Genomic DNA, 11,120 nt, shown 5'->3' with positions numbered 1-11,120 from the left:
GCACCCCGGGCGGCCCACCCGGACGGAGAGCACGCATGACCGCACCCGCACCCGACACCTCGACCCCGCCCCTGTCGCCCGCCGCGGCCGTCGCCGCCGCGCGCCCGGGCCGGGTCCGCCCGCGCCGGCTGCGCGGCACCGCCGCCCTGCGCCGTTCGGTCAGCGAGGTGCGGCTGCACCCGGCCGACCTGGTGCTGCCGATGTTCGTGAAGGAGGGCCTGGAGGAGCCGGCGCCGATCGCGTCGATGCCCGGCGTCGTCCAGCACACCCGCGACTCGCTGCGCCGCGCCGCGGCGGAGGCGGCCGCGGCCGGGATCTCGGCGGTCAACCTGTTCGGCGTCCCGCTGACCCGCGACGCGGTCGGCTCGGGCGCGACCGACCCCGACGGCGTGCTCAACCGCGCCATCGCGGACGTGCGCGCCGAGGTCGGCGACGCGCTCGTGATCCAGGCGGACCTCTGCCTGGACGAGTTCACCGACCACGGCCACTGCGGCGTGCTGACGGCGGACGGCCGCGTCGACAACGACGCGACGCTCGAGCGGTACGCGGAGATGGCGCTGGTGCAGGCCGAGGCCGGGGCCCACATGGTCGCCCCGAGCGGCATGATGGACGGCCAGGTCGGCGTGATCCGGGACGTCCTCGACGCCGCCGGCCGGGACGACGTCGCGGTCCTCGCGTACGCCGCCAAGTTCGCGAGCGTGCTCTACGGGCCGTTCCGCGACGCGGTCGAGTCGACGCTGGAGGGCGACCGCCGGACGTACCAGATGGACCCCGCGAACCGCCGCGAGGCGCTGCGCGAGATCGCCCTCGACATCGAGGAGGGCGCCGACCTCGTCATGGTGAAGCCCGCGGGCGCGTTCCTGGACGTGCTGGCCGAGGTCGCCGCCGTGAGCACCGTGCCGGTCGCGGCGTACCAGGTGTCCGGCGAGTACGCGATGGTGGAGGCCGCCGCCGCGCAGGGCTGGCTGGACCGCCGCCGCGCGATCACGGAGTCCGTGCTCGGCATCCGCCGCGCGGGCGCCGACCAGGTGCTGACGTACTGGGCCGTCGAGCTGGCCCACTGGCTGCGGGAGGAGTGGCGGTGACGGACGCGACCAGCACGAACGAGGGGCTGTTCGACCGGGCGCGGGGCGTCGTGCCCGGCGGCGTGAACTCGCCGGTCCGCGCGTTCGGCTCGGTCGGCGGCGCCCCCCGGTTCCTCGCGAGCGCGCGCGGCGCGTACGTGACGGACGTCGAGGGCCGCGAGTACGTGGACCTGGTCGGCTCCTGGGGCCCGGCGCTCCTCGGGCACGCGCACCCGGAGGTCGTCGAGGCCGTCCGCGACGCCGCGGGCCGGGGCCTGAGCTTCGGTGCGCCCACGCTGGCCGAGGTCGAGCTCGCCGAGGCGGTCCGGACCCGGGTGCCCGCCGTCGAGCGGCTGCGCCTCGTGTCCACCGGCACCGAGGCGACCATGACGGCGATCCGGCTGGCGCGCGGCGTGACCGGGCGGGACACGGTCGTGAAGTTCGCCGGGCTGTACCACGGGCACTCGGACGGCCTGCTGGCCGCCGCGGGCTCGGGCCTGGCGACGTTCGCGCTGCCCGGGTCGGCGGGCGTCCCCGCGGCGATCGCCGCCGAGACCATCGTGCTGCCGTACAACGACGTCGCCGCCGTCGAGGCCGCGTTCGCCGAGCACGGCCCGCGGATCGCCGCGGTCATCACCGAGGCCGCGCCCGCCAACATGGGCGTCGTCCCCCCGGAGCCCGGCTTCAACGCCGCGCTGTCCCGGATCACCCGCGAGCACGGCGCCCTGCTCATCCAGGACGAGGTGCTGACCGGGTTCCGGGTCGGGCCCGCCGGCTGGTGGGGCCTCGAGGCGGCGCGCGAGGGCTGGTCGCCGGACCTGCTGACGTTCGGCAAGGTCGTCGGCGGCGGGATGCCGGTCGCCGCGCTCGGCGGCCGCGCCGAGGTGATGGACGCGCTGGCCCCCGTCGGGCCGGTCTACCAGGCGGGCACCCTGTCCGGGAACCCGGTGGCCGTGGCGGCCGGCCTGGCGACGCTGCGGCTCGCCGACGACGCGGTGTACGCGGCCGTGGACCGGGCGTCGGCGACGCTGCGGGCCGCGGTGGACGAGGCGCTGACCGCCGCCGGGCTGCCGCACGCCGTGCAGAACGCGAGCAACCTGTTCAGCACGGTGCTCGGGACGGACGCCGGCGCGCGGGACTACGCGCAGATGCTCGCCACCGAGTCGTGGCGGTACCCGGCGTTCTTCCACAGCCTGCTGCGCGACGGGGTGTACGCACCGCCGTCGGCCTTCGAGGCGTGGTTCGTGTCCGCGGCGCACGACGACGCGGCGCTGGGCCGGGTCGTCGAGGCGCTGCCGGCGGCGGCCCGCGCGGCGGCCGAGGCGGTGCAGCCGGCCGCCTGACCGGCACGGATGAACGGGAGGGCCGACCAGGCCCGGGAGGGTCCGTACACCTACCGCCCGGTCGGCTCTTCCGCATCGTGACCTCGCCGAAACCGGGGTGTAACACCTGGGTGCTGGAACGGGCGCCGACCTGTGCTTTCCTATGAGCCACGTCACGGGTCTCAGGCCGCGGACGCATCGTCTCGCAGCAGGAGACGCGGGTTCACCGTGGCACCTGCCTGCCACGGGCGCTCCCCCGAGCCCTCACTTCTGGGAAGAGGTACACGCATGACTGCGATCCCCCACCACCGGCGGCGCGCTGCCGCGACGGGCGCCGGCCTCGTCGCCACCGCCCTGGTCCTCGCCGCGTGCGGCGGCGGCTCCGGCGGCGACGACACGTCCGACGGCGGCGGCTCCGGCGGCGGCTCGCTGCTGATCGGCACCACCGACAAGATCACGACGATCGACCCCGCGGGCTCCTACGACAACGGCTCGTTCGCCGTGATGAACCAGGTGTACCCGTTCCTCATGAACACCCCGTACGGCAGCCCGGACGTCGAGCCGGACATCGCCGAGTCGGCCGAGTTCACCTCGCCGACCGAGTACACGGTCACCCTCAAGCCGGGCCTGACGTTCGCGAACGGCAACGACCTCACGTCGTCCGACGTGAAGTTCACGTTCGACCGCCAGCTCGCCATCTTCGAGTCCGGCGCCGACGAGGGCAACGGCCCCGGCTCGCTGCTCTACAACCTGGACAGCGTCGCGGCGCCCGACGACACCACCGTCGTGTTCACCCTGAAGTCCCCGGACGACCAGGTGTTCCCGCAGATCCTGTCGAGCCCCGCCGGCCCGATCGTCGACGAGGAGGTCTTCGCCCCCGACGCGCTGACCCCCGACGACGAGATCGTCGACGGCCAGGCGTTCGCCGGCCCGTACACGATCACCGGCTACAGCCAGAACGACCTGGTGTCGTACGAGGCCAACCCGGACTACCAGGGCCTGCTCGGCGAGGCGAAGACCCCCGAGGTCTCCGTCACGTACTACGCCGAGGCGTCCAACCTGAAGCTGGCCGTGCAGCAGGGCGACGTCGACGTGGCGTTCCGCTCGCTGTCCGCGACCGACATCGAGGACCTGCGCGGCGACGACAGCGTGAAGGTCGTCGACGGCCCCGGCGGCGAGATCCGCTACATCACGTTCAACTTCAACACGCAGCCGTACGGCGCGACCACGCCGGAGGCCGACCCGGCCAAGGCGCTCGCCGTGCGTCAGGCGGTGGCCGACCTGATCGACCGCGAGGAGATCGCGGACCAGGTCTACAAGGGCACCTACACGCCCCTGTACTCCTACGTCCCCGAGGGCCTGACCGGCGCCACCGACTCGCTCAAGGGCCTGTACGGCGACGGCGAGGGCGGCCCGGACGCCGACAAGGCCGCCGCCGCGCTCGAGGCCGCGGGCGTCGAGACCCCGGTCCAGCTGTCGCTGCAGTACAGCAACGACCACTACGGCCCGTCCTCCAGCGAGGAGTACGCGCTGATCAAGGACCAGCTCGAGTCCACCGGCCTGTTCGCGGTCGACCTGCAGACCACCGAGTGGGTGCAGTACGCCAAGGACCGCACCTCGGACGTGTACCCGGCCTACCAGCTCGGCTGGTTCCCGGACTACTCGGACGCGGACAACTACCTGACGCCGTTCTTCCTGACGGAGAACTTCCTGGGCAACCACTACGACAACCAGGAGGTGAACGACCTGATCCTCCAGCAGGCCGTCACCGCCGACGCCGGTGAGCGCACCGCGCTCATCGAGCAGATCCAGGACGCGGTCGCCGCGGACCTGTCCACGGTGCCGTACCTCCAGGGCGCCCAGGTGGCCGTCGTGGGCGCGGACGTGACCGGCGCCGAGGACACCCTCGACGCCTCGTTCAAGTTCCGCTACGGCGCACTCGCCATCGGCTGAACCACCGACACGACGCCCGGCGCGGGCCGCTCCGACCGAGCGGCCCGCGCCTCGCGCGTCACCGGGAAGAAGAGATGACCTCCACCTCCACCACCGGTCCGCTGCAGCCCACGGGCGCCGCGGACGCGACCGCCACCGGGGGCGACGCGACACCCGGCCGCAAGGAGCCCCGCACGCGCGGCTCCGGCGGCGGGCTCGGCCGCTACCTGCTCGTGCGGTTCCTGCTCATCATCCCGACCGTGTTCATCCTGGTCACCGTCGTGTTCGTGCTGATGCGCGCGACCGGCGACCCGATCACGGCCGCCCAGGGCGGGCGCCTGCCCGCCGACCAGCTCGCCGAGCGGATCCACCAGGCCGGCTACGACCGGCCGATCCTCGTCCAGTACGGCGAGTACCTCGGCAACATCCTGCAGGGCGACTTCGGCACCACGCTCAGCGACAGCCGGCCCGTGACCGAGGTGCTCACCACCTTCGGCTCCGCGACCCTCGAGCTCGCGTGCTACGCCCTGCTCGTCGCGTTCGTGGTCGGCATCCCGCTCGGCCTCGTCGCCGCGTACTTCCGCGACCGCACCCACGACGCGCTGCTGCGGGTGTTCGCGATCGCCTGCTACGCCACGCCGGTGTTCTTCGCCGGCCTGCTGCTCAAGCTGGTGTTCGCGGTGCAGCTCGACTGGCTGCCGGTGTCCGGGCGCGCGTCGACCCGCTCCGAGATCGCGATGCGGCAGCTCGACGACCCCACGGGCATCTACCTGATCGACGCGATCCGGACCGGCAACGGCGAGGTCGTCTCGGACGTCCTGCAGCACGCCGTGCTCCCGGCGATCGCGCTCGGCCTGCTCACCGCCGGCGTGTTCCTGCGCCTCGTGCGCACGAACGTCATCGGCACGCTCGGCTCCGGCTACGTCGACGCGGCCCGCTCGCGCGGCGTCCGCGAGTCCCGGCTGCTGCGCAAGCACGCGTACAAGCCCGCGCTCATCCCGATCATCACCGTGGTCGGCATGCAGGTCGCGATGCTGCTCGTGGGCGCCGTGCTGACCGAGACGACGTTCGAGTGGCGCGGCCTCGGCTTCCAGCTGTCGCAGTACCTGCAGGCCCGCGACTTCGTGGCCGTCCAGGGCATCGTCGTGCTGCTCGCCGTGATCGTCGCCGTGACGAACTTCCTCGTCGACGTCATCGCCGCGCTCATCGACCCGAGGGTGAGGTACTGACATGGCGACCACCCCCGCCACGACCCCCCGGCGCGGCTGGCGCCGGCTGCCCGTCGTGCACCAGCTCCGGCAGAGCGTCGGCCTCCAGCGCGGCATGCTGATCGCCGGCCTGGTGCTCACCGGCCTGCTGGTCCTCACCGCCCTGATCGCGCCGCTGCTCGCGCCCTACGGGTACAACCAGCTCCGCGACGCCGACGGCCCGTTCGGCGCCCAGCAGCCGCCCTCGGCCGAGCACTGGCTCGGCACCACCGTCGGCGGCTTCGACGTGCTGTCCCGGGTGATCTACGGGTCGCGCACCGCGCTGCTCGTCATGGTCATCGCGATCGCGGCCTCGCTGGTCATCGGCGTGCTGCTCGGCCTCGTGTCCGGCTACTTCGGCGGCTGGCTCGACCGGGTGCTCGTCGTGGCGGCCGACGCGATCTACGCCTTCCCGTCCCTGCTGCTCGCCATCGTGCTGGCCATCGTGATCAGCGGCGGGCAGTCCAGCATGTGGGGCGGCGTCCTCGCGGCGGCGCTCTCGATCACCGTCGTGTTCACCCCGCAGTACCTGCGGGTCGTGCGCGCGGAGACCATCCGGATCAAGTCCGAGGCCTTCGTCGAGTCGGCCCGGGTCATCGGCGCGAGCAACGGCCGGATCATGACCAAGCACGTGCTGCGCAACGCGACCCGCACGCTGCCGCTGATCATCACGTTGAACGCGTCGGAGGCCGTGCTGACCCTGGCGGGCCTCGGCTTCCTCGGGTTCGGCATCGAGCCGACCAAGGCCGCGGAGTGGGGCTACGACCTCAACCGCGCCATCGCCGACGTCACGTCCGGAATCTGGTGGACCTCGGTGTTCCCGGGCGTCGCCATCGTGCTCTCCGTCCTGGGCATCACCCTGGTCGGCGAGTCCCTGAACGACCTCGCGGACCCGCGGCTGCGCACCCGCCGCGCGTCGGCCGACGTGCAGGGCGACGTCGCCGCGACCTCGGTCGTGCCCGGCGGCGCGCTGACCGTGCCCGGCGGCCTGGAGGGCCTCGAGCCCGGGACGGAGGCGGCCCGATGACCGCACGCACGGACACCATGCCGCACCGCGGCGCGACCGCCGAGCCGGTCGTCGAGATCACCGACCTGTCGGTGTCGTTCGCGACCGACGCGGGCAACGTCCGCGCCGTCGACGGCGTCTCCCTCACCGTGGCGGCCGGCGAGGTGCTGGCCGTCGTCGGCGAGTCCGGGTCCGGCAAGTCGGTGACGGCCAAGACCCTGCTGGGCCTGCTGCCGTCCACCGCGACCACCCGGGGCGCCGTCGTGCTGTCCTCGCGGGACGGCGCGGTGCGCAGCGACGTCGTCGCGCTCGACCGGTCCGCGCTCCGGGAGGTCCGGGGCCGGGACGCCGCGATGGTGTTCCAGGAGCCGTCCACCGCGCTCAACCCGGTGTACCCGATCGGCTGGCAGATCATCGAGGGGCTGCGGTCCCACCAGAAGATCAGCCGGTCCGACGCCCGGGCCAAGGCCGTCGACATCCTGCGCCGGGTCGGCATCCCCGACCCCGAGCGCCGGATCGACCACTACCCGCACCAGTTCTCCGGCGGGCAGAAGCAGCGCATCGTCATCGCCCAGGCGCTGGTGCTCGACCCCGGCGTGATCATCGCCGACGAGCCGACCACCGCCCTCGACGTGACCGTGCAGGCCGAGATCCTGGACCTGCTCCGGCGCTGCCGGGACGAGTTCGGCGCGGCCATCGTGCTCATCACGCACAACATGGGCGTGGTCGCCGACCTCGCCGACCGCGTGGCCGTGATGTACCAGGGGAAGATCGTCGAGCAGGCCCCCGTCCGGGACCTGTTCGGCGCCCCCCAGCACGAGTACACCCGGTCGCTGCTGGACGCCGTGCCGCGGATCGGCAGCGGGGGCGCGCACGCCCGCGCCCGCGCCGCCGCGCGCCCCGCCGGCTGGGCCGAGCAGACGCCGGTGGTCGAGGCGAAGGACCTCGAGATCGTCTACCCCGGGCGGCTCCGGCAGCCCGGGTTCCGGGCGGTCGACAAGGTCTCGCTCGCGATCCGGCCCGGCGAGGTCGTCGGCCTCGTCGGCGAGTCGGGCTCCGGCAAGACCACCATCGGGCGGGCCATCGCCGGGCTCACCCGGGTCACCGGCGGCTCGCTCCAGGTGCTGGGCCTCGAGATGAACGGCGTGCGCGAGCGCGCGCTGCGGCCCGTCCGGCCGCGGATCGGGTTCGTGTTCCAGGACCCGGCGACGTCGTTCAACCCGCTGCTCACCATCGCCGAGTGCGTGGCCGAGCCGCTGGTCGTGCACGGCCGGGCGCGGGACGCCCGGGCCGCCCGGGCGCGGGTCGACGAGCTGCTGGAGTCCGCGCAGCTGCCGAGGTCCTACGGCGACCGGTTCCCGCACGAGCTGTCCGGCGGTCAGCGGCAGCGCGCGTCGCTCGCCCGGGCGCTCGCGCTCGACCCGGAGCTGCTCATCGCCGACGAGCCCACCTCGGCGCTCGACGTGTCGGTGCAGGCCCGGGTGCTGGAGCTGTTCTCCGAGCTGCAGGAGCAGCTCGGGTTCGCCTGCCTGTTCATCAGCCACGACCTGGCCGTCGTCGACCTGCTCGCCGACCGGATCGCGGTGCTGCACCGCGGCCGGCTCGTCGAGGAGGGCACCGGCGAGCAGGTGCTCGGCAGCCCGCGCGAGGAGTACACCCAGCGGCTGCTGGCCAGCCTGCCCGTGCCGGACCCGGACGAGCAGGCCCGGCGGCGCGAGGCGTGGCGGGCCCTGGCCTGACACCCGCGGTACCCGCACGACCCGCACGACCCGCAGGGGCGCGCTCCCGGACACCCGGAGGACGCGCCCCTGCGGCGCGTCGGGGGGAGGTGGTGCCCGTCCGGGGTCAGGCGTCCTCGCGCAGGCACAGGAAGCCGCTGTCGTCCGCCTCGACGTACCAGGCGGCCTCGACCGGGCAGGAGTCCGCCACGGCGACCTGCTCGACCGCCAGGTCCGGTGCCGCCGTTCCGCTCAGCACCGGGGTCCGACGTGTCGATAGGACCCCTGTGGAGCAGGGGATCGGCACCGAGCCCGTCGCGCGGCGCACCCGCCGCCGAGGCCTGTGGCGGACGGCGACGCGCCGGGCGTCCGGCGTGCCCTCGGCGCGCCCCGAGGCCGACCGCTCCGACGACTGGTTCGACAGCTGGCTGACCGACGCCGCCGAGTCGGTCGGCTCCCGCCGCGCGCTCGCCGAGGCGGAGGCCGCGGGCTGGACCGTGCTGCACGACCTGCACCGGCCCGGCAGCACCGACGCGACCGTCGAGCACGTCGCCGTGGGACCCGGGGGCGTCGTGGTCGTCGAGACGCTGCGCTGGACCGGTGAGGTGACGGTGCACGACGGCACGCTGCGGCACCGCGGCTACGGCCGGACGGCCGACGTCGCCGCGCTGGCCGACGCCGCCGGCGCCGTCACCGCCCTCCTGGCGCCGCCGCACCGGCGGGCCGTCCTCGCGGTGGTGTCCCTCGCAGGCCGGGACCTGGACGCCGCCGCGGTGCGGGGCGGCGCGACCGTCGTGGGCGAGCCGCAGCTCGCCGCGCACCTGACCGGCCTCCCCCGGCTGTTCACGCCCGAGGACGTGACGCTGGTGGCCGAGTACCTGGCGGCCGAGCTCGGCGGGGCCGCGAGCCCGGAGCAGCTGACCGTGGACGACGTGTTCCGGCCCGCGGCCGTGTGGCGCGCGGACGGCACGGGGCCGGGCACCGCTGCGCGCGACGCCGCCGCGCCCGGGGCCGAGGTCGCGCCGTCGCCCGCCCTGGACGACGCCCCACCGACCGCCGGACCCCGCTACGCGCAGCCCGCCAACCGCGAGGTCGCCGGCCTGCACGCGGGCCAGCACGAGGACCCGGCCGCCCGCTCCGGGCCGACCGCCCGGCGGGCCACCGGCGACGGGATGCTCCGGGTCGGGCTGCTGGTCCTCGCGCTGCTCACCGCCGGCAACGTCCTGCTGGCCTGGCTCGACGTCGCGGGCTGACCGGCACCGCACGAGTGTGACCTGCGTCACCCGCGCGTGGCGGCGGGATGACGTGGCCCGCGGCCGCGGTTCGATCCTCACGTGAGCCTCCTGATGAGCCCCCTGACGCTGCGCGGCACCACCTTCCGCAACCGGGCCTGGCTGGCGCCCATGTGCCAGTACTCCGCGGCCGGTGACGGCGTGCCCACCGACTGGCACCTCGCGCACCTCGGCGCCCGCGCGGTCGGCGGGTTCGGCCTGGTGCTGACCGAGGCGACCGCGGTGGTCCCCGAGGGCCGGATCTCCCCGCAGGACGTCGGGATCTGGGGCGACGAGCACGTCGTCGCGTGGCGCCGCATCACCGACTTCGTCCGCAGCCGCGGGGCCGTCGTCGGCGTGCAGCTCGCGCACGCGGGCCGCAAGGCCTCGACGTACCGCGGGTTCGGCGAGGGCGCCGGCACCGTCCCCGCCGCGGCCGGCGGCTGGGACACGGTCGCCCCGTCCGCCGTCGCGTTCCCGGGCTACGAGGCGCCCCGGGAGATGACCGCCGAGGAGGTCGCCGCGGTGCCGGAGCAGTTCGCCGCCGCCACCCGCCGCGCGCTGGACGCCGGCTTCGACCTGGTGGAGGTGCACGCCGCGCACGGCTACCTGCTGCACCAGTTCCTCTCCCCGCTGTCGAACCACCGCGACGACGCCTGGGGCGGCGACCTCGCCGGCCGTGCGCGCCTGCTGCTCGACACCGTGGACGCCGTCCGCGCCGTGCTGCCCGAGGACCGCCCGCTCCTGGTGCGCGTCTCCGCGACCGACTGGACCGACGGCGGCCTCACCGTCGACGACGTCGCGCGGGTCGCCGGCTGGCTCCGCGAGCACGGCGTCGACCTGGTCGACGTGTCGACCGGCGGCAACGTGCACGCGAGCATCCCCGTCGGACCCGGCTACCAGGTCCCGGCCGCCCGGACGATCCGCGAGACCGCGGGGGTCGCCACCGCCGCCGTCGGCCTCATCACGACGCCCGAGCAGGCGGAGCAGGTGCTCGCCGAGGGCGCCGCGGACGTCGTGATGCTCGGGCGCCCGGCGCTGTTCGACCCGCACTGGCCGCTGCGCGCGGCGCACGCGCTGGACGACAAGACGCCCACGCTCGAGCACGCCGGCGACGCCGCCGCGACCGTGCTCCCCGGGCAGCCGACGGGCTGGCCGGTGCAGTACGCGCGGGGCTCCTGGGGCTGACGCGCGGGCGGGGCGCGGCCGCCGGCGGGACCGCGCTCAGGCGGTCAGGACGCCCGAGGCGAGCAGGTACGCGAGCAGCGCCGTGGCGGCGGTGCCCACGACGACGGCGAACACCGCGCGGCCGCGGCCGTGGCCGCCGGTGCCGCCCTTGCGGATCCCCCACAGCCCGAACCACACCGCGAACGGCCCGAGCGGCCAGATGAGCAGCGCGAGCAGGCCGACGTAGCCCGCGACGATCGACTGCCAGGACCGGCCGGTCGGCAGCAGCCAGTGCACGGGGTCGCGCGGTCCGGCACCGACGCGGGCGCGCTCCGGCTGGGGGTACCAGGCGGCCGCGGCGGCGTAGGCCGGGGCCGCCTGGTACCCCCAGCC

Annotated in this window: 9 protein-coding genes and 1 pseudogene; 8 read left to right on the top strand and 2 right to left on the bottom strand. The window is 74.9% G+C overall.

Annotated features, from left to right (window positions below):
- Window positions 1-35: 35 nt before the first annotated feature.
- The 6 genes from hemB (at window position 36) to G6556_RS12950 (ending at window position 8,310) form a co-directional block, all read left to right on the top strand.
- On the top strand, window positions 36-1,085 hold the full coding sequence (gene hemB, locus G6556_RS12975) for a porphobilinogen synthase (RefSeq protein ID WP_166941986.1): 1,050 nt from the start codon (window positions 36-38) through the stop codon (window positions 1,083-1,085).
- On the top strand, window positions 1,082-2,407 hold the full coding sequence (gene hemL / locus G6556_RS12970) for a glutamate-1-semialdehyde 2,1-aminomutase (RefSeq protein ID WP_166941984.1): 1,326 nt from the start codon (window positions 1,082-1,084) through the stop codon (window positions 2,405-2,407). The genes hemB and hemL overlap by 4 nt, the downstream gene beginning before the upstream one ends.
- 267 nt (window positions 2,408-2,674) lie before the next feature.
- Window positions 2,675-4,339 carry an ABC transporter substrate-binding protein gene (locus tag G6556_RS12965; protein ID WP_166941982.1) on the top strand — a complete coding sequence of 555 codons (1,665 nt, stop codon included), beginning with the start codon at window positions 2,675-2,677 and terminating at the stop codon, window positions 4,337-4,339.
- Between the two features lie 74 nt (window positions 4,340-4,413).
- Window positions 4,414-5,547, top strand: coding sequence for an ABC transporter permease (locus G6556_RS12960; RefSeq protein WP_166941980.1), 1,134 nt, complete (start codon window positions 4,414-4,416; stop codon window positions 5,545-5,547).
- A gap of 1 nt (window position 5,548) precedes the next feature.
- Window positions 5,549-6,592, top strand: a complete 1,044-nt coding sequence (locus G6556_RS12955; RefSeq protein ID WP_166941978.1) for an ABC transporter permease — start codon at window positions 5,549-5,551, stop codon at window positions 6,590-6,592.
- On the top strand, window positions 6,589-8,310 hold the full coding sequence (locus G6556_RS12950; RefSeq protein WP_240934470.1) for an ABC transporter ATP-binding protein: 1,722 nt from the start codon (window positions 6,589-6,591) through the stop codon (window positions 8,308-8,310). Before G6556_RS12955 ends, G6556_RS12950 begins: the two co-directional genes overlap by 4 nt.
- 106 nt (window positions 8,311-8,416) lie before the next feature.
- On the opposite strand, the gene G6556_RS19955 is transcribed toward G6556_RS12950, so the two are convergent.
- Entirely contained in the window at window positions 8,417-8,548 is a 132-nt protein-coding gene (locus tag G6556_RS19955) for a hypothetical protein (protein WP_277344757.1), read from the bottom strand.
- 28 nt (window positions 8,549-8,576) lie between these two features.
- Here G6556_RS19955 and G6556_RS12945 point away from each other — a divergent pair, with 28 nt between their 5' ends.
- Window positions 8,577-9,542 carry an NERD domain-containing protein gene (locus G6556_RS12945; RefSeq protein WP_166941976.1) on the top strand — a complete coding sequence of 322 codons (966 nt, stop codon included), beginning with the start codon at window positions 8,577-8,579 and terminating at the stop codon, window positions 9,540-9,542.
- A 93-nt stretch (window positions 9,543-9,635) separates the two neighbouring features.
- Window positions 9,636-10,748, top strand: coding sequence for an NADH:flavin oxidoreductase/NADH oxidase (locus G6556_RS12940; RefSeq protein WP_166941974.1), 1,113 nt, complete (start codon window positions 9,636-9,638; stop codon window positions 10,746-10,748).
- Between the two features lie 36 nt (window positions 10,749-10,784).
- Here G6556_RS12940 and G6556_RS12935 read toward each other — a convergent pair.
- Window positions 10,785-11,120, bottom strand: a pseudogene (locus tag G6556_RS12935) (hypothetical protein); the annotation flags it as partial.

Origin of the sequence: Cellulomonas sp. IC4_254, assembly GCF_011603975.1 — a bacterium.
In the GTDB taxonomy this organism is placed as follows: domain Bacteria; phylum Actinomycetota; class Actinomycetes; order Actinomycetales; family Cellulomonadaceae; genus Cellulomonas.
This window is presented reverse-complemented; position numbering and strand designations above follow the sequence as displayed.

What these genes read in the sequence shown, in the direction of transcription:
- hemB (WP_166941986.1), top strand. Translation starts at nt 36, where the DNA reads ATGACCGCACCCGCACCCGACACCTCGACCCCGCCCCTGTCGCCCGCC.
- G6556_RS12965 (WP_166941982.1), top strand. Translation starts at nt 2,675, where the DNA reads ATGACTGCGATCCCCCACCACCGGCGGCGCGCTGCCGCGACGGGCGCC.
- G6556_RS12960 (WP_166941980.1), top strand. Translation starts at nt 4,414, where the DNA reads ATGACCTCCACCTCCACCACCGGTCCGCTGCAGCCCACGGGCGCCGCG.
- G6556_RS12955 (WP_166941978.1), top strand. Translation starts at nt 5,549, where the DNA reads ATGGCGACCACCCCCGCCACGACCCCCCGGCGCGGCTGGCGCCGGCTG.
- G6556_RS12950 (WP_240934470.1), top strand. Translation starts at nt 6,589, where the DNA reads ATGACCGCACGCACGGACACCATGCCGCACCGCGGCGCGACCGCCGAG.
- G6556_RS12940 (WP_166941974.1), top strand. Translation starts at nt 9,636, where the DNA reads ATGAGCCCCCTGACGCTGCGCGGCACCACCTTCCGCAACCGGGCCTGG.